Source organism: Zhongshania aliphaticivorans (assembly GCF_001586255.1).
Classification (GTDB): Bacteria; Pseudomonadota; Gammaproteobacteria; order Pseudomonadales; family Spongiibacteraceae; genus Spongiibacter; species Spongiibacter aliphaticivorans.
Genome location: NZ_CP014544.1, coordinates 1,940,083 through 1,961,985 on the forward strand (window position 1 = coordinate 1,940,083; position 21,903 = coordinate 1,961,985).

The 21,903-nt window shown below is 46.5% G+C and carries 14 protein-coding genes and 1 pseudogene; 9 read left to right on the top strand and 6 right to left on the bottom strand.

Annotation, left to right across the window (positions count from 1 at the left end; translation table 11 throughout):
- Positions 1–325 precede the first annotated feature (325 nt).
- Positions 326–3,388 carry a Tn3 family transposase gene (locus AZF00_RS08610; protein ID WP_082793659.1) on the bottom strand — a complete coding sequence of 1,021 codons (3,063 nt, stop codon included), beginning with the start codon at positions 3,386–3,388 and terminating at the stop codon, positions 326–328.
- 184 nt (positions 3,389–3,572) lie between these two features.
- On the opposite strand from AZF00_RS08610, the gene AZF00_RS08615 reads away from it, so the two are divergent.
- The gene (locus tag AZF00_RS08615; protein ID WP_008248002.1) at positions 3,573–4,433 is read left to right on the top strand and encodes a SprT-like domain-containing protein; all 861 of its coding nucleotides are present in this window, start codon (positions 3,573–3,575) and stop codon (positions 4,431–4,433) included.
- 141 nt (positions 4,434–4,574) lie between these two features.
- Here AZF00_RS08615 and AZF00_RS08620 read toward each other — a convergent pair whose 3' ends face one another.
- The 4 genes from AZF00_RS08620 to cadR form a co-directional block, all read right to left on the bottom strand.
- Positions 4,575–5,807 carry a tyrosine-type recombinase/integrase gene (locus tag AZF00_RS08620; protein WP_008248003.1) on the bottom strand — a complete coding sequence of 411 codons (1,233 nt, stop codon included), beginning with the start codon at positions 5,805–5,807 and terminating at the stop codon, positions 4,575–4,577.
- Between the two features lie 571 nt (positions 5,808–6,378).
- Positions 6,379–9,387, bottom strand: coding sequence for a Tn3 family transposase (locus AZF00_RS08625; protein ID WP_008251030.1), 3,009 nt, complete (start codon positions 9,385–9,387; stop codon positions 6,379–6,381).
- A gap of 29 nt (positions 9,388–9,416) precedes the next feature.
- Positions 9,417–10,667, bottom strand: coding sequence for a site-specific integrase (locus AZF00_RS08630; protein WP_008251029.1), 1,251 nt, complete (start codon positions 10,665–10,667; stop codon positions 9,417–9,419).
- 2 nt (positions 10,668–10,669) lie between these two features.
- Positions 10,670–11,095, bottom strand: coding sequence for a Cd(II)/Pb(II)-responsive transcriptional regulator (gene cadR / locus AZF00_RS08635; RefSeq protein ID WP_008251028.1), 426 nt, complete (start codon positions 11,093–11,095; stop codon positions 10,670–10,672).
- 70 nt (positions 11,096–11,165) lie between these two features.
- Between cadR and AZF00_RS08640 the strand changes: the two genes are divergently transcribed.
- The 8 genes from AZF00_RS08640 to AZF00_RS08670 all read left to right on the top strand — a co-directional run bounded on the left by AZF00_RS08640 (position 11,166) and on the right by AZF00_RS08670 (position 20,412).
- On the top strand, positions 11,166–12,062 hold the full coding sequence (locus AZF00_RS08640) for a cation efflux transmembrane domain-containing protein (protein WP_008251027.1): 897 nt from the start codon (positions 11,166–11,168) through the stop codon (positions 12,060–12,062).
- A gap of 40 nt (positions 12,063–12,102) precedes the next feature.
- A complete protein-coding gene (locus tag AZF00_RS19155) occupies positions 12,103–12,468 on the top strand; it encodes a hypothetical protein (RefSeq protein WP_081482686.1) in 366 nt (121 codons plus the stop codon).
- A 60-nt stretch (positions 12,469–12,528) separates the two neighbouring features.
- Positions 12,529–13,800: a TolC family protein gene (locus tag AZF00_RS08645; RefSeq protein ID WP_008251026.1), complete on the top strand. Its 1,272-nt coding sequence runs from the start codon at positions 12,529–12,531 to the stop codon at positions 13,798–13,800.
- A 53-nt stretch (positions 13,801–13,853) separates the two neighbouring features.
- A complete protein-coding gene (locus tag AZF00_RS08650) occupies positions 13,854–14,819 on the top strand; it encodes an efflux RND transporter periplasmic adaptor subunit (protein WP_008251025.1) in 966 nt (321 codons plus the stop codon).
- Positions 14,820–14,831: 12 nt separating this feature from the next.
- Positions 14,832–17,948 carry an efflux RND transporter permease subunit gene (locus AZF00_RS08655; RefSeq protein WP_008251023.1) on the top strand — a complete coding sequence of 1,039 codons (3,117 nt, stop codon included), beginning with the start codon at positions 14,832–14,834 and terminating at the stop codon, positions 17,946–17,948.
- 74 nt (positions 17,949–18,022) lie between these two features.
- Positions 18,023–18,910, top strand: a complete 888-nt coding sequence (locus AZF00_RS08660) for a cation diffusion facilitator family transporter (RefSeq protein ID WP_062383532.1) — start codon at positions 18,023–18,025, stop codon at positions 18,908–18,910.
- 3 nt (positions 18,911–18,913) lie between these two features.
- Complete coding sequence (locus AZF00_RS08665; RefSeq protein ID WP_008251016.1) at positions 18,914–19,255, top strand: YnfA family protein; 342 nt, start codon at positions 18,914–18,916, stop codon at positions 19,253–19,255.
- Positions 19,256–19,410: 155 nt separating this feature from the next.
- The gene (locus AZF00_RS08670; protein WP_008251014.1) at positions 19,411–20,412 is read left to right on the top strand and encodes a DNA-binding protein; all 1,002 of its coding nucleotides are present in this window, start codon (positions 19,411–19,413) and stop codon (positions 20,410–20,412) included.
- A 210-nt stretch (positions 20,413–20,622) separates the two neighbouring features.
- On the opposite strand, the pseudogene AZF00_RS08675 reads toward AZF00_RS08670, so the two are convergent.
- Positions 20,623–21,834: pseudogene (locus tag AZF00_RS08675) on the bottom strand (DUF4158 domain-containing protein); the annotation flags it as partial.
- Positions 21,835–21,903: the final 69 nt, after the last annotated feature.

Below are 21,903 nucleotides of genomic sequence, written 5' to 3' on the forward strand. Positions count from 1 at the left end.
TTGCTACGCGGACTGGTTTACTGTGTTTGAGTCCGTGTTCTATGTGGCGTCAGTAATACTAATGAGTAGCGCCGTCATTATCGTTTGGCGGTATTTCTTCCGCAGGTGACTAGATATCCAGCATAAGTTAGATCAGCTTATTTTTGTATTTAACATAATATACATTATGCGAAGTTATTGATGTTCGGTACTTCGCCAATCTTAAGTGTTTCTTAATTATTGGCCTATACGCTAGATACACTGGGTGTTTGACTGTTTCCAGAGAAGTTGGCCTGAAATAATACATTAACTCATTGTTTTAATTGAATTAATATGCTGATAAAGTTCATGCAACTTTCAAAGCTCTCATTTGAGTAATCGTTGATTTAAATGATTTACTTGGCAACCTGTCAAAATCGTATACCCCGTGCATATTGACGTGCGCCCATGCTATGACTGAGCCATTAGAAATTGAATTAATTACCTCTTGGCGCTGACTATCATCTAGCTGACAACAATAGTCAGAAAGGAACAGGTAATTCCAGATAATAATGGCGTTCTTAAGAAGAGTCTTACACAACATCGCTTTCTGTATATCACTTTCAGTACCCACCCTTAGCTTTCCTTGACGTGCAAAAAAGACCGCTTCAGATAGTTTCTGGCCATGTTCGACCCGATTTAATTGCTTTTGAACATGGCGGCGTATTTCTGGGTGCTCTAAATAACTTAGAATGTAAGAGGACTTCAATAATTGACCAAAGCCCTGAAGGGCTTTATAAACATCTGATTTTGGTGATTGAGCTGACATCATCCTGAATATATGTGCTGCAGAGCAATAACCAAGTTTGATTGATGCCATGAGATGTAGAACTTTATCCCATTGGCTTAAGATACTTTTCCTATTAATGGTGCTTCCTGGCTTCAATACACGCCCTTTCATGGCCTGTTTAGTTTTGTCGTCATAGGTACATAAGGCTTGTTTATGGATTTTGGCAAATCGGGGTGCAAACGACACATTTATAAAATGCATTCCTGCAAACACTGCTTCGGTAAAGCCGTGCTGGTCTGTTGAATGCCAGTGTCTCATTTCACCCTCTGGATACAGCGCCCGCGTTGATTCAACCATACCGTCGAGCATTGATGCGGCTTCACGATCAGATGAAGTATGAACATTGATGTTAAAGAACGCTTGGAATTCATCTGTATAAGAGTTCGCAGTGATACCTTGTTCTTTGCCGTAATATTTATAAGAGAAATTGGCTAGAAGGGAATTAACAGCAACTGTAATTTTTTTGCCGTCGCTACTAGTATGTAATTCACCTTCATTGTTGTGGAACACCTTCGGCAGAGGCAGTGACTGAATAAATGACACCATAGCTTCATTGGCTTTCGAGAGTGAAGAGGGGGATAACCACTGTTTCTCAGTGTCACGCAGTTGCTTTTCAGATATATTCCGGGCAGCTCTGGCCATATTGTGGTGTCCAAGGTTAGTGCCTAAACTCATGATAGTGGCATAAACTTGTTTTAGTTTGATGCTAGATAATTCTTTTCCCGATTTATCAGTTTGCAATACCTTAGAAAACTCCGAGTATTTATCTATCTCGGCCAACAGTTCGTAAAGTGTCACCGCTTTATGGTTGCTCAGCAGTGTTGGTATGAATTTCGAATTATCGTAATCGGCGTCTAATTTCTTCAGCAACCAACCTGATGGTCGCTTCTGAAATCCCTCGATCTCATTCCGATCAATCATGTCGTTCACGCAGTAGTACTGTTGATTCAGGTGACGACCGATTTTCTCCAAGACCTGTGGTCCGTCGACAAACGACTCAAGATTTGCTCGGCGAATCAATGTTTCCCGATCTGCAAGCCATTCCTGCAGGGGGATCAAGTAGCTTTGGTCCTCTCTGTATTTATACGAGTATTTTAAAATTAATTTCTTGTCTCGAATCCCTATTATAACCGCGCAAAATAGAAGTATTTTCCAGCGTGAAATGGTGGGTAAATTAGACTCTTCCATGACGAGCTCTTTTTCTGATTCATTCAAAAACTCGGTGGGAGCTTTTTTATTGGACTCGCTTTCGTTAGAACGAAAGTACTCGATAGCCTCGATGAGATCAGGGTTGGAATTCTCACTGTCAAAGGTTAATGCTCGAAGTGCAGGAGAAAGCTTGCGTATTAGGCTCGTATGTTGATCAAACAGATAATGGTAATACCCCTTACGTTTTTGCATATTGATCAAGTCATTTTCGAATGTGTCGAACACGCGGCTGATGTCGTCCTCGTCACCTTCCCCAAAGAAAGCTTCAATCAAATGGATTACTTGCTCATTTCGTTGCGAAAGTGGCTTTTTTCCGTCTTTGGAAATGGTGTAAATTTCCCGAATCACGGCGCGCGATTGTTTGGCTGTATCTACAACTTGCCGATTCGCTTCTAGATGTTCCTCCTCACGTTGCGCTTTAACAGTCTGATCTTTCTTCTTTGCCATATTGACGGCACTTCGAATCACCTTCTTGAATGCGATGAAGGTGGCGTCTTGCCGTTGATAGAATTGGTCTTGGACAAAGCAGGCTAGATTAAGACTTAAATTTGCTTCGTTCTTTTGGCGACGTAATTGAGCAATATCATTCTTGCTGATTTGGTCTGAAAAATGACGAATGCCTTCCGGCATTAGATTAACAGACGTCAAGCTCGATTCAGCAGCAAAAAACATATCGCGACAGTATGAAAGTATTCTTGCATTCCTGCTCATTGCTTGAAGGGAGTCGTCCTGATCGATTGTTTTTAGATGACTTAGTGAGAACGACGTTTTGTTTGAATGAACTTGGTTTAAAAGCAATTCCCGAAGGGAGCTAGTGCTGTGCTGATGCCATTTATCCAGCACGGATGACTCATATTCCCGCATACTCTCGGTAACGATCTTCGTTAACGTTGCATAAGAAGGGATACTTACGCGCTTAGCCCAGCAGTGATCCAACAACGAGAATAAGATTCTTTCGGCCTCATACCTCCGTGCAACCAGTAACCGAGCTACACCCATCAGTTCATTTGCGAAAGAAGATTTATAAGCATGCCAACCATGTGCCTGCAGAATGTGTTGCTTGTCTTCATTTTGTAGCGTCGTAGAGTACTCGCTAGGCTCAAAAGAGTAGCTAGAGCCCAAGTTCAAACGTTTTACAGCTGAATTTATATCTCGTTTATGTGCGGTTGATAAATCGAAGAACCTGCCTTTGGACTGAAAATATGCTTTGTGAAGTAAGTAGCCAACTTTACGGTGAGATTTCTTATTACGCAGGTATTTGCGGGTAACCGTATCAAGGTTTATATAAACCATCCGCTCATCGACTGTTAGGCTTGGGATACTGTCGAATATTCTTCGACGATGTCGGCTTAATATGATTAAATCTGACAAGATTGGCTCCTTTTCCTAGTTATTAGATTATTTTATATTGCCTTCTTTTCATATAACCAACGCTGAAAATGTTTTGTACAAAACAAATTAACTAGATTTTGGTTATAATGTCGGGATTTGTTATTCCTATAAGGCTGGTTTGGCGCGCTTTTTCCTTTCTTCAATAAGCTGAAGGATGTAATGTGTGTTATTTCTATTAAATGCGCAGTCAATGAATCCAACCACAGACCTTTATCAAGCCTTAGAAAAAGCTTACGGGCATTTCAATAGCGAATTGTTCGATAAAGCCCTACCCGAAGTGATTTTTACGTTTCAACGAAAAAGCGGAATAATGGGGTACTTTTCACCTGAGCGGTGGGGAAATGCAGCCGGTGATACACGTAATGAAATCGCTATTAACCCCTCGTTTTTGGCCAGTTCCCGCCTGATTGAAATTTGTCAAACGTTAGTCCATGAAATGGTCCATTGCTGGCAGCATCAATATGGTAAACCCAGTCGAAAGGGCTATCACAACCTAGAGTGGGCAAAGAAAATGATGAGCGTTGGTCTAATGCCATCGTCAACGGGTGAGCCAGGAGGCGAAATTCTAGGACAGGCGATGGGTGACTACATTATTGAAGAGGGACAATTCATTAAGGCGTTTGAAGCGTTGACTGAGAGTATTAAGTTCGACTTCCCTTGGTTTGATAGAAAGGCTTTACCAAGGTTATATAACCCCGTTATAGCTGCGTTTCCTAGGAAAGACGAACATCAAGCAGTGGCCGGTGGATTGAAATTGAAATCTGAAAGTACGCTTCCCTCAGAACTAACCCAAGGGTTGATCGAGAATGGCGCGGTTCGAACTTTGGTCAACTATGAAGGTTATCAAGACCGTGAGACTCTCGCAGGAATGGCCCCAGATGCGTTTGTCATCCACGAAGCGCCAAAGAAACCGACTCGAATAAAATATATTTGCGAAGGTTGTGGTACCAAGATTTATGGAAAGACGAAGTTGAACATTAGTTGTGACGATTGTAGCCGCTCTTTCTACGCTGTCGATCAATAAATTATTGCCAGGTAGCGCTGGCCTTGTGCGTTACTTTTAATCACATGATTAGCCAGTTAGTAGAATAATATAGGCAGCATGGTGTTCCAACTCGGCTCAAAAGTACCGGCGGTTAATTGGCAGAATGTTGCACCTATAAGGCTAAACATTGCGCTCTTTACCACTAGCAGCTCGCTTTTTGTCATCAGTCTGGACATAAACGGTGTCGGTGGTGGACATACTCGCGTGGCCCAGATCCTCGGATACGTCTTTAAGTGAGCGGCCGCGTTCGATCTCTAAACTCGCACCGGTATGCCGTAGCCAATGTGACGTTGCTTCCTTGAAATTACTGGCATTATCTTCGCCGTAGCGTGCTTTCATTTGGTCGTATGCTTGATCAAATACTTCCTGCACTAACCTTGATAATTGTCGCGCCGTCATTCCCCCACGACCTCTGAGTTTTTCAATAATAGGGTGGTTTTCACCAGGCACAGGTAACTTGTTTAAGCCTCGGTAGAGCCGGTAGCGTGTTAAATAGCTTAGAAAGCTTGGAGGAACCGTAATATCGCGGACTTTCCTGCCTTTACCATAGATCTTCAGCCACCAATTGTTGTCATTATCCTTCCAAAAGTGACTCATGGTGGGCGACCATTCTGCGCGATCTGAGTACTCAGAAATGCGCAGAAAAAGGGTTTTTAATGATGCAATGAGAAACAGGCTTCGCTCATATCGCGAGTCGTCATCGGCCATGGTATGAGCAACCTCCAGCAGGAAATTCCACTGGTCTTCCGTTAAGCGTTTTACGTCCTTGACCTGTGCATCTTTGATCAAATATCGACAATCCTTCTTGGCTAATTGAACAGGGTTGCCGTAGCAGTATTCTTCATCAGTTAGATGTTTATAGAAGGCATTAACGGCGGTAAACGTCGCTTGTAAGGTTTCTTGCGAGGGACGGTATTTTTTCTTGTCCGGCTTTGATATGTCGCCTTTGGCAATCATCAGCCGGAATGGTGCCCATTCAGTGTTACTTGTGTACAGGCCGCCTTTAATCAGAAATTTCTCAACATTCGATAAACATATCCACGTTAATGGCGGTCGCCAGCAGAAATCTGCATATTCCAAAATATCGGCTTTTCGGTATTGGTCGACTGGCTTATCCTTGATGAGAAATGCCCAGAGGAGAAATTTCTCGACTTCAGAACGAAATCGCGTAAATGTGTGTTCTGATTTGTTGCGGCCAATATAAGATAGAAATTCCTGACCCCATAGCCACGCTTTATATTTCCATTGATCGGTATCGGCTAAAACCGCTACGAGGTCAGGAAACTCTTCAATCCTTACATCTTTGAGGTCTTTGTATGTGGGGTACAGCGGGACAGGTTTAGGGATGGCCATGAATTTTCCTGACATCTACAGATAAGAGTATATAATCGACTATCAGTATTCTAGCACCCCGCACGCCCTATTTCCAATACGTCAGGGTATCGGAATTTTTGAGTCTGCTGGAGCCCTTTTTGCCAGACGGCCCCCATGATAATTCGTTAGGCCAATTCCCACCCGAAATAGCGAACATTAGTTCTCTGGCGCAAACCAGCGTCATAACCCCCCAGATTCAACTTATAGACAAAAATGCCCAATTAGGAATTTTAGACAAGCCCACTTAAGACTATCTTAAGAATTATAGCCTATCGTTACGTACATTGACTGAATGTGGATTAGCAAAAGCGCTTCTCCCAACACTCCACCTACGTAACGAGAAGCTATAACAATGCACTTTGGCCGTCGCCTAACGTCATATCAGCTATTGATTGCCGTCGCCCTATTCCTAGCGCTAAGCGCAAACACCACGTTCTTTCAGAACATACTGCAGATATACCCTTTGCAGGACAATGCTGGCTTTCTTGAGGGTCGGCCGTCATTCTGGAAAAATTCGCCAATTGTACCTTAAATTATTGATATATAAGTCTTATTTCGCTTTTTCTGTCTCCAGTATCTTGATTCCAAAATCCAGCGGCGGAATTACTTTTTCCAGATCCAAATTGTAGTCACCAAAGCGATTAATATTAGAATTTCGGTATGGTGAGAGCCCATTAAGCAGCTCTTTGTTGATTATCACACCCTCTTTCGACAAATGCTTCAGAACATGGGTCATTTTCTCAACGTTATAGAGAATCACCATATTAGCTACTAGCTGGTTGTATTTAACGATTTTCCGCTGCTCATGACGGACGTTTTCTGCAATGATGCCCTCACCTCCAAAAAAGAGCCATTTAATAAAACCGTTAAATTCCTCACTTTTGTTTGTGGCTGATTGAATGGTTTTTCGAAGCTCAATTTCATCGATATAGCGCAGTAAAAAGAGTGTTCTTATCGCCTTTCCCAGCTCTTTAAATGCCAAATATAGCTTGTTTCTACGACTGTAGGTCCCAAGCCTACGCAAAATCGTTGAGGCGGTAATTTTGCCTTTCTTGATCGATATGACGACGCGAAGCATATCTCGAAGATGCCGCTCGATTAATTTGAAGTCTATGCTTCCTGCAAACAAGGGCTCAATACTTTTGTATCGATATCGATTGTCAGGTCGGAAAAGCAACAAATCCTGAATGTTGCGGATTCGAGGCATGAGATTGATGCCCAGCAAATGTGACAAACCAAATACTGGATAGCTTTGCGCCTGTGTGTCGCCATGTAACGTATCGGGCTGGATGTCAGATTTGTTGTTCATTAGTCCGTCTAGTATGTACACCGCTTCATAGACACCGCATGGAATAAAATGACTGAACAATGCAATGTAGGTATCGGAAACATGGTAGTAACCAATACCACCATAACCGCCATATCGAATATGGTATTCCGTTAACAGGTTCTGTTCGTACAGATCCCACATCGTTCCATCAGCCGACGCGTGCTTGCCGCTGCCCCAGTATTTAGGTAGATCAAATTTATTGTAAGCATTGACGACTTGGGTGATCGCTTTGTCCAAGCGATCTTCGGAAGCATGTCTAAGGTTGAGCCAGGCAATCTGCTTTCTGCTGATATTCTTCACAGACTTGGCTGTTTGAACTGGCCCTAGATTACAGCCATAGCAAAATAACGTGGTGATGAAACGCTTTTCGGGTTCATCTATACGTAATTCATTCCCTGACAACGGCCCAAATAGTTTATGCAGACCAAGCCACTTTTCAGTGTCGGTAAGGATGTCAATAATGCTTACTTCAGGGAGGTTTTCCGTAATCAGTGCATCGAGTTTTTGCAGTTCGGCTAACGGTTGTTCACTTCTTATCGGACTGATCGACAGCTTACCCTCTTTGATCGAGGCGTGAAGATTGGCAGGAAATCGCTCGTCTACCTGTTTTGATCGATCTGATAGCTCCTGCTTTAAGTTAGTAACAAACAAATGCGCATTATTCAGTGGCATCTCCACCTGTTCACTATACTCGTCTAATTCGTCATCCAATGTTTCATCGTCCACCAGTTGCTCGCGATAGTCATCAAATTCGACGCTAAACGGAATATACAAATCGCCCGATGAGAGCTCGTGCTTGATGTGTAACAACAAACAGAGTTCAAGGTATTTTCTATGGAAAAGTCGTTGAGTTATTCCGGTTTCGTTCTTCGTGTTCGACAGGATCAGCTTGCGCCATTTTTCTGTAAACCAACTGGTATCAAATGGCTCAGGCAAATGCTGATTAAGTGTCTCTTCGCTGATAAATTCTGATCGAGTACTACGCAAACTCTTTAGCAGGATAAGCAATGTCGTGCTGCTGGTATCGCTGGAGCTTGATTGCAAATCCAGTATATCCAGACAATTGAAAAGCAAAGCGCGTTTCTGGCGGTAATTGCTTAACATGAAGGGGTAGTAATTGTTTCCGGCATAAGCAATGTGCTGATTGCAACGATCAATCAGCGCGCTAGCGTCATCGCCCAAGACACCTCCAATCGCTTGCAGTTTGGCTAATTGTTCAGAATCTTGGTCGTAAGCGATAAGAACGTCGCGAAATTTTGCAATCAAGGCATCGATTTGTTTTTGGTGCTCCAGGATATATTTGTTCAATGCGGCCTGGGCACCAGCTTCCATGCTTCGCAGCATCTTGATATACAAGTTTGCAACATCGTCCAAGGCTTTACTATGTTGTTGGCGAATCAATATTACGGCAAGTGCATAGCGCTTATGGACTTTGAGTCGTGCCATTTCGGGGGCTGTTAATGCACGAGCCTCTAGGGCAAACTGCCGATATTTCACAACCGGAATGTTGGCCTCAGGGAGAGTTTCACCTAATGTTTGGAGCCAATGAACATGCTGAAGATAACTTCGAACTTCTTTGTTACCCGGCTTTTTGGGTTCACGTTTAAGAATATTCCAGGCACTGTAAGCGCCATCGGACGGGTTCAGTAATTCATCAATTTTTTGTTTGGCTTCTGGCGAGAGATCCAGTCCAATCTCGCGAAAACAGGCATCATTGACTTTATTTCTTGCTGCGCGAGCGATTCGTTTGAGGACTGTAAATCCGGGCAGCTCGAAATGATGATGCGCCAATTCCTCTAGCATCACGTTGATGATATCTGCGAGCATCTCTTTTGTCTCTGATGCATTTTCAGCAATTTGAGTGAGCCAAGGCTGGTCGCTTAAATCGAATGGCTTTATGCCGAGATATTCCCTTAATTGTTGTTGCTGACGTGATCGAGACCCCGACCGGTCGTAGTCTTTGAGCTGTTTAAGAGTAATCGGTCGTTTTATACCCATCGCATCGAGCACATGCTGCATAATCGAGCGTGGCACTGAGGCCACAGGCACAAAGTATCCGAGTCGTTGAAGTAATTTTAAATTCAGAATGAGCCCGACACGTAGAATCGGCCTTTTTTCTGATGAGATCAGTATTAGTTCTTCTGGTGTTGGAGTGTAATACTCCTTGAGCTCTTTATCTGTGATGGTGTTGCGCAGTCGAGGATAGGCAGTTTCATGCAGACTGCTCATATTTCAAATTCCTTTAAAAACAGAGTCTGTTAATCCCAGTGTTTATCGGTGCGAGGATCGCGAACGCTAACCTCCAGCATGCATTGATTCTCTGACGCGATCTCGTGCATTCGGTGAAGTAGTTCATCTAGGATTTCATCCAATGAATCGTAGTCACTGTGCTCGACCATAATCTCGTAATGCCTTCCTTCTAAATTGACTTTATTCATTGACAACGGCGACAAGCAATACCCCTCGATTAATTTTTTTGCTCTGTCAGTGCGCTTGGAAAGCTTGCTATAAGGCTCTAGAACGAGAAGAACCTCCAATAGCGTTTGGATGGTTTTTTGTTCATCTTGTTCGATTGGCGCAATTACCGTAGCAATTCCCGTTTCTGTACGATACTGAGCAAATGGATCTGGCGAGTCTATGTATCGCATCGCGGACTGAACATCTTTCCAACCCACGTATTCCATCAAGGATTTCGTATCCCAACCTTGCGCATTTGCCCAGGTGGCGAAACCTCTTCTTAGAGAGTGACTGCTAAACAAGTTCGCCTCATCTATGTCGGCTCGTGAACAGCACTGCTGAATAATGCCGATGATGCTTGCGGGATGAAGTGCGTCTTCGGATATATGTCCCCAACGATTAATCGAACGAAAAACCGGCCCGACCTTTATTTGCGCCGCACTGACCCAATCTAAATAAGCTTCGACAGGACAAAGTTGTTTTAATGCAGGAGCCTTGTATCGCCGCCCCAGTCTAGAATGATCGCCTTTACTGCGGGGGACAAATATGTCCATCCCTTTTCCAGACTCCGCCTGAATATGCTCTACACTAAGTCGGGCTAATTCATCACTGCGGAACGCACGCCAGAAACCGATCAACAATAGGGCTTTATCCCGGATCGATTGCAGCGCTTCTTTTGGTGAGCCAGTTTCAATAAAATGATCAAACGAGCTTACCAGTAGCGTTAGCTGGTCAAGCTGAATTGGTTTGGCTTGCTTTGGGACGACTGGGTGCAATTCGGCGATGCCCTTTAACACTTTTTTTACATGCGGGGCTTTGGTCGGGTCAGGAAAGCCCTGATCAAGATGCCAGGCCGCTAGACCAGCTAGTCGTTGACGCAGTGTGTTTACTGACAAAGTATTTGCATAATCCACCAAATAGCGAGCCACGCTATCGGCGGTCGCAGGAAGAAAACCACCCCAGTGACTTTCAAAATGTTCAACAGCCGCACGGTAACTTAAACGCGTGTTATCGCGTGTTGCCGCCCGGATATAGTGATCAAGGTCTGTCACCCTTACTTCCTTTTGTTATCTGTAAACGTATGCTGCGATTTTGGCGATAGTTCATTTAATATTCCGCACTGATCGATAGATCGTGCGCGACCACATTTATGTCGCAACCGCTTTAGATCACGCTGAAGATTTTGGAGATCCGTGATACGGGTCTCGACAATGTGCAGGTGAGCATCAATCATGTCATTCACCGCTTCACACGGTGTGCCTGGTGAGTGTTGTAGCGAGATGAGGTGTTTGATTTCGCTTAACGTCAGATCCAGCGCACGGCAATTCTTGATGAATGACAATTTTTCAAGCGCGCCAGTACTATATATACGGAAGTTGCCGTCAGTACGAGCAGGCTCGGAGATTAAGCCTTCCTTTTCGTAGTGGCGTATCGCTTGGATCGAACAGCCACTGCGTTTAGCGAGCTCACCAATTTTCATAGGTTTCCCCCTTGACTCTATTGTTACTATAGAGTGTAGCCTTGGTATATCCATCTAACAAGAGTCGGCTATGTCAACAGATTCGAAAGTGTGCTGCGGCTCTAGCAGCACAGCGCCAACACAGGCTGAAGCGAACAGCGATATGCAGGCTGGAGCCAGCCACGTAAGCGTGTTTCATGTCACTGATATGGATTGCCCGTCAGAAGAGAACCTGATTCGCACTGCATTTGCTAGTTTTGATGAGGGGCTCACCTTCGAATTCGACATTTCCAACCGCAGGGTGCGGATATATCACCCAGATATTGCGGAGACAGTGGAAAAAACCATGATCTCTGTTGGTCTTCGGGCACAACTGATTTCATTGGAGCCGGTAGATTTTGATGCCGTTCGGCAAGCCCAGGTAACGGCAAAGTCCGACGAAGTAAGAGAGGCGCGGGTATTACGGTGGTTGCTGGCAATCAACGCGGTCATGTTTGCACTTGAGTTTGGCGTGGGCATTGTGGCGCAATCCACTGGCTTAATCGCTGACTCGCTGGATATGTTTGCCGATGCTGCGGTCTATGGTGCGTCGCTGTATGCGGTGGGTAAGGCCGCTCGACTTAAGCTCAAGGCTGCCCATTTCTCTGGCTGGCTACAGCTCGCGCTTGCTGTGGGCGTCCTACTCGAAGTCTTTAGGCGAGCTGTCTACGGGAGCGAACCCGTTTCAGTACTCATGATGGGGGCAGGCGCCGTTGCCTTGGTAGCGAATATTGCTTGCCTCTTGCTAATCTTCAAATCGCGTAACCAAGGGGCACATATGAAGGCCAGCTGGATATTCTCAGCCAATGATGTGTTGGCCAATACCGGCGTCATCATTGCCGGCATTCTAGTGGCGATGACGGGATCACACATTCCGGATTTGGTGGTTGGGGTTATTATTGGCTTTATTGTTTTAAACGGCGCTCGGCGTATACTTCTGCTACGATAGCGACCTGTTTTCGAGATCAAGTGATCAGATAGATTAAAAAATGCTTAAACGTGTCCTGACATATTTTTTGCTTGCACTGATTGTTTTGCAATCCGGTATGTCTATGGGCGACGCACATCAACTGCACCAGTCAAGTTCTGAGCATGTGACTTTCGACGAGGCCCATCAACATCTTGGCGTGCTTGAAGTTGAAAAACACGACGTCAAAACTCTTACTACAGATACGTCGGCCTCTTCGACATTGGATTGTCATCACTGCTGCCACGGTCACGCTCATTTTTGTCCCGCTATTCTAGTCTCTACCGATCAGCTTTTATTGACGAAGAGTTCATCACCTGTTTCCTTTTATTCGGAAAGCGCTTTTCCCAATACCTTCGAAACCATCCTGCGCCCTCCTAAAGCATAAGCCCTAAGTACCGTTTTTTACCCGCACTTGCGGAATTACGACTTATATTAGGACTTATCCATGCAATTACTCACTTTTTACAGGTGCCATAAGCCCTGTGCGTGGCTTGCTTTTCTACTCTGCAGTTTGACCATCACGGCAAATGCTGCGTACGCCGATACCAAGCTGACTCTAAATGACGCGCTAGCCCGCACGCTGTCAAACAATCCACAACTCTACCAATACAGATTCACACAGGAAGCGCTGAGCGCCCGAAGGCAAACCAGCGCCTTACGCCCAGCGATGGCATTTGAACTTGAGGTAGAAAACTTCGCTGGATCCGGCAGTACGGCAGGATTTGATTCAGCAGAAACCACACTGGCGATATCGTCAGTGATTGAACTGGCAGGTAAACGTCAGGCCCGCGTTTCCTATACAGATGCTCGTATCAATCAGGCGGAATGGGAACAACAAGCCACTACCCTTGATGTGCTCGGTGAGCTGACGACCGCCTATATAGAGGGCTTGGCAACCCAGGCCAACATTCGGCTCGCTGAGGAATCTCTAGCACTGTCCCAATCGTTGTTAAAAACCCTCAAAACACGCTCCAAACAGGGAGCGGCACCTGAAGCGGAAGTCATGCGTGGGCAAGCCGCCGTTGCGCGTGCGGAAATCCGTCTTGCTTCGTTGGAGGAACAGTTTCAGCGCCAGAAAGTGCAGCTCGCTCGGTTTTGGGGTGACACCACCCCGGCATTTAGCACACTGGAGGGGAGCCTTTTTGAATTCGGAGAAAATTCAGGCTTTGAGCAGCTGTATGCGCGAATAAAAACTTCCCCGACTATTCAGGTGTTTGCAAGTGAGGCGCGGATCAGGGATGCCGCAGTGACATTGGCTCGCGCAGGTGGACGCAGTGATCTGACGTGGCGTGCAGGCATCAAACGCTTCGAAGAAACAGGCGATTCAGCATTCACCGTGGGGCTCTCCATTCCCTTGTTCTCTAATAAGAGAAACAGCGGTGAAGTGAAAGCGGCTCTGGCCAATCGCAATGCCGTGGATTATGCCCGACAGGATCTGCTCTTGCGTTTGCATGCCCAACTTTTTGAAGCCTGGTCGCTCAGAAAGCAAAGCATCGCGGCCGCCAATAAAACCCAAAATGTGGTGATCCCAGCGCTAGAAAACGCACTTAAATTAACCCGTGAAGCTTACGAAAATGGTCGTTATCGCTATCTCGATTTGATTGCCGCTCAGGAAGAGTTGCTGGCGACCAAGCAGGCGCGTATCGATGCGGCATCGACAGCTCTCATCTGTCAGGCGCTGATAGAAAAGCTATCCAGTGAAGCTCTTAACCGCTAAATCAATCGTTTACATCGGGTTTGATCACCATCAGACCTCAGGAATTTATGACTATGAAAAATGCAATTATCACCGGTCTTACAGTCTTAATCCTTGTTTTCAGCACTTACCTACACGCGGCTGGCGACCATATTAATCACGAAGAGAATCCCTCGGCAGATCACAAAGAATATGGCCATGAGGATGATGGAGAGGATGAGCATGGCCACGGCGAAGAAAACAGCAGTCGTATTGATGGCGAGATGGCACAGCAAGTGGGGATCGTAACCAGTCGTGCAGGTTCCCAGGAACTTAATCAAACCATTACTGTTTACGGCTCGTTGGTGTCGGGGCCAGAACAATTAAGTCATGTGCGTGCCCGCTTCGAAGGCTTAGTCAAATCTGTACGTGTGACCATTGGTGATCGAGTAAAAACCCGTGATCTGTTGGCGGAAATTGAATCCAATGAAAGCCTTAAGACTTACCAACTCCACTCGCCTATTTCAGGCCGCATCGTTCAGCGTCACGCCAACACCGGCGAAGTAACCCAGGATCAAATTCTGTTTTCCATTGCTAACTTTGACACTGTGTGGGCGGAACTGCGGGTCTATCCCGCTCAGCAGTCCTCGGTTGCAGAAAGTCAGGACGTCCATATTCTGACTGCCGATGGCAGTGTCGAATCCACAGTAAATCATATTGTGCCCTCGCTGGAATCCCCTTATCAGTTAGCGCGAGTCAAACTGGACAACAGCAAGCAAACCTTATCTCCGGGAATGATGGTAGAAGCGCGTGTACAGGTCGGTCGCTTTCCAGTTTCTTTGGCTGTTACAAAAGAGTCGGTGCAAATACTTGGTGGTCGGCAGGGTGTTTTTGTAAAGATCAATGATGAATATCGTTTTAAACCGCTCGTGCTGGGTCAAAGTGACGACCATTTTTATGAGGTCGTCGATGGGCTTGAGTCCGGCGATGAATATGTCAGTAAAAACAGCTACCTGATCAAAGCCGATATCGAAAAATCCGAAGCCGAACACGAACACTAAAAGGGACGCATTATGATTGATTCTATTGTGCGCCTAGCCGTTGAAAGGCGCTTGTTAATTCTCTGTTTTATTTTTGTCATCGTTGGAGTCGGCGTGTGGAGTTATCAAAAGCTCCCCATTGATGCGGTACCCGATATCACCAATGTGCAGGTACAAATTAACACGGCTGCTCCGGGTTACTCGCCGCTAGAGTCCGAGCAGCGAATCACGTATCCGGTAGAAACTGCGCTAGCGGGTTTACCCAAACTTTCCTATACACGCTCGCTGTCACGTTATGGCTTGTCTCAAGTCACGGTGGTGTTTGAAGAAGGCACTGATATCTATTTTGCACGCAACCTGATTAACGCCAGGCTGGGTGCAATCAAAAGTGCCTTACCGCCTGGGCTTGAACCGGAAATGGGGCCGATTTCTACCGGCTTGGGCGAAATTTTTATGTATACGGTGCAAGCCAATCCTGATGCCCGCATGGTTAACGGTGAGTCCTATAACGCGACCGCATTGCGAGAAATTCAGGACTGGATTATCAAGCCCCAACTCGCTCAGGTAAAAGGCGTTATCGAGGTCAACAGCATCGGTGGCTACAACAAGCAATATCATGTGATGCCCGACCCCACAAAATTACTACTTTACAAAGTTAGTGTTGAAAACGTCGTGCAAGCCTTGCAGGCCAATAATGACAATCGGGGCGCGGGCTATATCGAACGAAACGGTCAGCGGCTTTTGGTGCGGTCGCCAGGTCAGCTCGCAACGGTGGACGACATCGGTAATGTGATCATTACCGAACATGACTCTGTACCGATAAAAATAAAAGATGTGGCCGAAATTGCGATTGGCAAAGAGCTACGTACCGGTGCCGCTACGCGAGATGGTGTAGAAACGGTATTGGGTACTGCCATGATGCTGATCGGCGCTAATTCGCGTACGGTCGCCCAAGACGTAGCTAACAAGCTCGAAGAAATTCAGGTCTCATTGCCGGAGGGCGTGGTGGCTGAAGCCGTCTACGACCGCACCGCGCTAGTCGACAAAGCCATTGCCACCGTGTCCAAAAACCTCATGGAAGGCGCACTACTGGTTATCGTGGTGCTGTTTCTCTTGTTGGGCAATTTCCGTGCTGCCTTGATCACAGCGGCGGTTATTCCGCTGGCTATGTTGATGACGATCACCGGCATGGTGAAAACGGGTGTATCGGCCAACTTGATGAGCCTAGGGGCACTCGATTTTGGTTTGATCGTAGACGGAGCGGTCATTATTGTTGAAAACTGCGTTCGTCGTCTGGCCGAGAATCAGCACAAAAGCGGTCAACAAGATTTACGGGAGCGATTGAACACTGTTTTTGACGCAACCTCCGAAGTGATTCGTCCCAGCTTATTCGGTGTGGCCATTATCACTATCGTCTATATCCCGATATTTAGTTTGACCGGTGTGGAAGGCAAGATGTTTCACCCGATGGCGGCGACCGTAGTGATGGCGTTATTGTCTGCTATGGTGCTTTCGTTAACGGTGGTCCCTGCTGCTGTTGCCGTGTTCATGAACGGCAAAATCAGCGAAAAAGAAAGCATCGTTATCAGCAAGGCAAAATCTGCCTACAAACCGCTGCTCAATCTCGCTCTAAAGTTTCGCTGGGCCGTGGTCGGTTTTGCCTCAGTCTTGGTGGTGTCTTGTTTATGGTTGGCTACGACTCTGGGTTCAGAGTTCATTCCTCAATTGAATGAGGGTGACATTGCATTGCACGCGATGCGCATTCCAGGCACAGGTTTGGAGCAAGCCGTGGAAATGCAGGAAATTCTTGAGCGGAGAATAAAAGCATTTCCTGAGGTGGATAAAGTCTTCGCCCGAATCGGCACGGCGGAAGTTGCCACCGATCCGATGCCGCCCAATGTCGCCGATAATTTTGTGACCTTAAAACCGCATAGTGAATGGCCAGACCCGTCCAAAACCAAAGCGGAACTTGTTGAGGAAATGGAGCGAGCCCTAGAGGAGTTGCCGGGCAATAACTATGAGTTTACGCAACCCATCCAAATGCGGTTTAACGAATTAATTTCCGGTGTACGCGCGGATCTCGGTATCAAGATTTTCGGAGATGATCTGGATCAGTTGGTGTTAACAGCCAACGATGTGCTTAAAGTCGTCAATTCGATTGAAGGTGCTGCGGATGCTAGGGTTGAACAAGTAACGGGATTGCCAACACTTTCTGTTATTCCGAACCGCACCGCCCTGGGTCGCTACGGTTTGAATGTTGCCGAACTTCAGGATTGGGTGTCCGCTGCGATTGGCGGTGAATCCGCCGGGATTATTTATGAAGGTGATCGGCGCTTTGAACTGGTGGTGCGCTTGCCGGAAACAACGCGTCGCGATATCGACCGTTTGAAGTTTCTGCCGGTACCACTCCCGAACGGGGATTATGTGCCCCTCGAAGAAGTCGCGACCTTGGACATCTCACCTGCACCAGCGCAAATCAGTCGTGAAAACGGTAAGCGCCGCATCGTAGTCACCGCTAATGTTCGTGGACGTGATCTGGGGAGTTTCGTCAATGAGGTACAAGCGAGTGTTCGTGAAAACGCGGATATCCCGCCAGGTTATTGGCTGGACTATGGCGGCACTTTTGAGCAGCTGGAGTCTGCCAGCCAGCGCTTGTCCGTCGTAGTACCGATTACCTTGTTGGTGATATTGGGTATTCTGGTCATGGCCTTTGCCTCAGTGAAGGATGCGTTGATCATATTCAGTGGTGTGCCGCTCGCGCTCACTGGTGGTGTTTTATCGCTGTATTTACGGGACATGCCGCTGTCGATCTCTGCTGGAATAGGTTTTATCGCACTGTCCGGCGTGGCGGTACTAAATGGACTGGTGATGTTGGCCTTTATACGTCAGCTTTGGCATGAGACAGGGGAATTGACCAACTCAATTATTGACGGCGCGATGATTCGTTTACGCCCGGTGTTGATGACTGCTCTCGTGGCCAGTCTCGGTTTTGTCCCCATGGCCTTAAACACTGGTACCGGTGCAGAAGTTCAGCGACCACTCGCAACCGTGGTTATCGGGGGCATTATTTCGTCAACGATTCTGACGTTGTTGGTTCTGCCTGTACTGTATCAGTGGGTTCATCGCCGAGAGAATAAAATCAAAAAATAATCGTCTGGCTCCGGCACAAGCCGGAGCCGACTTTTTTTGAATCTAAACAGAAAAAGAAAAGAGCTGGAGGAACAATGCATTCTCATTCACACGACGACAACAGTAGTACACGAATCGGCTGGGCATTCTTTCTCAATGTTGGATTCACGATTATTGAGTTTATTGGCGGGGTGCTGACCAATAGCACCGCGATTATGGCGGATGCCGTCCACGACCTCGGAGATAGTTTGTCTATTGGTTTGGCGTGGGTCCTCGCGAAACTGGGAAAAAAGCCCGCTTCCAGTTCATTTTCCTACGGCTACAAACGTTTATCGCTATTGGGTTCGCTCATCAATGGTATTGTCCTTATCGCCGGTTCAGGTTGGGTGTTATATCAATCCATTCCTCGTCTTTTCAATCCGGAAATGCCTGTAACAGAAGGTATGTTGGCGCTGTCCATTTTCGGTATTGCCGTGAATGGGTTCGCCGCATTTAAGCTCAGCAAAGGGGAGACACTGAATGAAAAAGTGCTCAACTGGCATTTGCTAGAGGACGTCCTCGGATGGGTTGCTGTTTTTATTGTGTCAGTTGTGTTGATGTTTGTGGAGTGGCCGATCCTCGACCCCATTTTAGCGATCGGCTTCACCTTATTTATTTTGGTGAATGTTGTTCGAAACATCGGCTCAACCTTAAAGCTGTTTTTACAGGGCGTACCCGATCAAGGCATTGCAAAAGGAATCGAAGAGAAACTTAAAAGCATTTCTGAGTTTAAACATTTTCACCATCTGCATTTGTGGTCGCTGGATGGCGAAAGCCATGTATTAACGGTTCATATCGAACTTGCAGTAGATGTATCACTGGAGGATCAAAGAAATTTAAAACGCCGTTTGTCCGCTGTGCTGGCCGAGTTTGAGTTAAGTCACACAACCGTTGAGTTTGAACTACACAATGAGCCTTGTCGTGATGACGTGCCAAGGGAGTGACGTATGCTGTTAATCAAAACTGCTGGCCTTTTCGTGTTCACCGCGATTGCGGAAATCGTAGGGTGTTTTTTGCCTTATCTTTGGCTGCGCAAGGGGGGATCTACCTGGCTTCTGTTACCTGCTGCATTATGCCTTGGGCTATTCGTCTGGTTGCTAACACTGCATCCCGCCGCCAGCGGTCGGGTATATGCGGCCTATGGCGGGGTCTATGTGGCGACAGCGTTGGTTTGGCTTCGCGTGGTTGATGGGGTACGACTTTCTCCTATGGACTGGCTGGGAGCCTGCATCGCATTGATCGGTATGGGTATTATCGTGATTGGTTGGAATGTGCCAAATTCGTACTGAATTTTGAAGGAATCCGCCTCGAAATCCACCTGACATTCAATAACTCTTGATTATTTAAAGTTAAATTTAAGCTATTCAAGTCTCGAAAAGCGATATAATATAGTATGTATATACGTGGTACGTAATACAGTACGAAATATAGTGAGAGGTGGTATATGGCAAGAGGCGGCGTCAACAAAGCACTGGTATCCAAAGCGCGTGAAACCTTGGTCCGTCGAGGCGAAAACCCCTCAATTGACGCTATTCGCGTGGAACTTGGCAATACTGGCTCCAAGTCCACCATTCATCGATACCTACGAGAGATAGAGGAAGAGGCTTCGGCCCGCCTGGATGACGAAGCATTGCTCAGTCAGCCCATCAAGGAACTAATTGGTCGTTTAGCTTCAGCGCTGAAACAGGAAGCACAAGCCGCAATTGATGAAAGCCAGTCCAAGCATCAGCACCAAGTGCAGTCCCTTACAGGTAGAATTCAAGAACTCGAAAGCTCGCTTGCCTCTATTAATAAAACGTTCTCAGAGAAAGAACACGAATTACAAAGCACGCTCGCTGAACTGAAGGAGAGCAAAGCCTCCGAAGAAGAGCTAAAAGCAAAAGAAGCCAAAGCCACTCAAACCGAAGAAAAGCTTCGAGAGCTATTAGCTGAAAAACAAACCCAAATCGAGTCACTGGAAGAGAAACATCGCCACAGTCGAGAGGCAATGGAGCATTATCGCCAGTCGGTAAAAGAACAGCGCGATCAGGATCAACGGAAGCACGAGCAATACAGCCAACAGCTTCAGTCTGAAATTCGCGCCCTGAATCAAACTCTTTCAGTTAAACAATCTGATATCACGCAGTTAAACAAGGACAACGGGCGGCTCGCGGCTGAGCTTGGCTCCATACAGAAAGCAGCAGCAAAGCTGGAAACCGAGCAACGTAAACTTACCACGGATCTGGATTCCAAAGCGGAAGAGTCTGACTCGCTTAAAATTCAACTTTCCGAGCTCGCAGCTCAAGTAGAGGAACTCGATAAAGTTAAGAAGCTGAACGAAGAGCTGCAAGCCTGGAAGGCAGAAGCGTCGGTATCGATAGGCAAACTGGAAGCAGAAATTTCAATCAAGACTGATATGATGAATCGTTTACTGGAGGAAAAAACAAAAGCGCCGGAGCCAAAATAAAATAAAGAGTTGGACGGTGAGCACAGATGACCGACTGCTGGGTATTTTCTTATATTGTCTTAATTTTTTTACGATGTGTAAGGCTCCCACACAGTCCGCAGTGAGCTTAACTAGACTAGTAAGGACATCAAGATGTAGTAAAAAACTATATTAAAAACATGCAATTAGATGAACTTTGGCGAATTTTTCCAGAATGACGGCCGACCCTCAAAAGAGTGATCGTAACAGGCCGGTTCTCAACGTAGATTCTGTATCCAGGTGTTGCCAGAACGCCTCATCCGCCGACTGCTTCTGATTGCCGAGATACCGGCAGACGGAGCTCAGCTCACTAGCATTGAGAACCTGGAATGCTTGTTTCTGTACAGAGTGGAATGACGTATTGGGATCGATACGATCATCAACGAACAGACGCAAGATTTCCGCAGCTTTACTCACATTGGTAGCCGCCTTTTGCCAATCCCGATAAACTCGGTCCTGCGCCAGCTGATGCGCTCGTTGCTTGACCTGTCGAACGTGATGAATGAACCCTTCGGCCATCCGTTCCAGCCCCTCTTGGTATCGAAACTGTAGGTAGCAAAGCAGATATAGGCACTGATTCTCAGGCGACTGACGTTTTATTTTGGCGCCGTAATAGTGAATCCGTTCGGCATAGTGCTGCTGATTTTTTTGAGACAGAGAAAGCGAGTCGAGGACAGCGGTCACCTCTGCCATCAGCGGTTGAATGTGGTGATACACTGCAAGTTCTTTCTGCAACTCGGTACCGGTGAAATTGCGCGCGCTGCCGCGCAATTGTGTTAACGTAAGCTGGTCATTACCGGATACCAGTGTATTTAGTATAGCCGTCAATTTTGGGCTACACGCGGCACCGATCTTCTCATGCAGTCGCTGCTGATGCTGGTTAACCACCTGGCTGACGATCTTCTGCAGGGTGCTATAGGCAGGAATGGCGATTTTCTGGTGAGCCAGGAACTCAATGGCAGCATCAAAGAGAGCACGCGCCGCGACCCAGCTTTCAGCGCAGACCAGTAAGTGTTCAACAAGCCGGGGTTGATGCTCAGGATCTTTCCAATTTTCATAATCGATCATGGAAAAAATCCGCTCATAAATGCGGGACTTTTGATCAGATTTCAGACTGAAGCGCCGAAATTTCAGGCCATCGAAGTGATTTTGCGCAATAAATTCCAGGTCATCCCGCATGGATTTAAATGTCGGATTGAGCAAGATGGGCTTGCATTTGAAGTAGCCCAACAATGCGATGGCGATACAGCGATACTTGCGTTGCCTTATTCTGGCCAGCTCAGCACGCTCTTTATCATTCAATGTGAAGTAAAACCGCTGATACGATTCGTTGAAGGACGGGACGCCGTATAAATCCTCGATTTCAGCGGCAGTGAGAATCGATAGTCGCTTGTTTCTGCTCATTCTTTGACCCAAAGGCCGAAGAAGATACTGAAACTTGAGCTAAATTAAAATTAATAGTGGCTTGGAGGC